This is a genomic window from Chryseobacterium takakiae (assembly GCF_900129385.1).
Lineage (GTDB): Bacteria > Bacteroidota > Bacteroidia > Flavobacteriales > Weeksellaceae > Chryseobacterium > Chryseobacterium takakiae.
This window is the reverse complement of sequence record NZ_FQVO01000043.1, coordinates 1-1096: the sequence shown is the minus strand read 5'-3', so window position 1 is coordinate 1096 and position 1096 is coordinate 1. Positions and strand designations below refer to the sequence as shown.

Here is a 1096-nt window from a genome sequence, read left to right as displayed (position 1 = left end):
CGTCCACAGTAAGGGTATCTACCAATCTTGCTCCCGGTTTTATCACAAGAATTACCAGATTGTGGAGAGTACAGAATACCAACTATAGTCAAGCACTAAGCCTTCAGTTTAGTGGCTTAGATCATACCAATTTTACATGGAATCTAGTGTGGAAATCAGCGGATGCCAACTTTACCACAGGAGCTACTACCTTAGGGACACTTAACAGCAGCGGACAGATCACTATACCTGCAGGTATTGGTTCAGGCTTCTTATCGTTGCAGGCTTTGGGTGTGGATAGCGACAGTGATGGTGTACTGGACATAGATGATCTGGATGATGACAATGACGGAATTTTGGATGTAAATGAACAGAAATCCTTAAATCTCGTTACTAATGGAGCATTTGATTCTGATCCATTTTCTCCTGCCACACAAGGATGGATTACCAATTCAGGAAGTAATTATTTTCAGGTTTCTCCCTTAAGTTTAACGGGAGGTTTATTTTCAGATTTGAATTTAGTAGATGGTTCTCCGGATAGTGTAGTATTAATTTCACAGGATAATACTAATCCTGCTGTTGGATACATTTTCCCGAGCGGTACACTTAAAACCGCTGTGAATTATGACTTTGCATTTGATGTGAAAGGTGGAGCTTCCACCATGTCAAATGCTGTTTTATTAGTAGATATTTGGGATGTTACAACTAATAGTCAGGTGAAAATACTTTATAACAATAATATTCAGTCTTTCAATTCAAATTCACCAGGAATTATATCTAATAGTTTTACAGTGCCTGATGGTTCACACGTGTATGCAATCAGATGGCATGGACTTGGTGCCGGAACATGGGATTATGACTATTATATTGATAGAGTGGTTGTTAGAAATGATGATACTTCATTAGACACCGACGGTGATGGTATATTAGACCTTTTGGATCTTGACAGTGACAATGACGGCTGTGTAGATGCAATAGAAGGAGGAGCTGGAATTACTTCATCCCAGCTGGTAACAGCAGGCGGCAGTGTAACAGTAGGAACCGGTTCTACAGCAAGCAACCAGAACTTAGGTACTACGGTAAATGCCAATGGTGTTCCACAATTTGTTACTGTACC

The 1096-nt window shown here is 40.1% G+C and carries 1 pseudogene; it reads left to right on the top strand.

Annotated elements, in window-relative coordinates:
- Positions 1 to 1096: pseudogene (locus tag BUA76_RS19000) on the top strand (hypothetical protein); the annotation flags it as partial.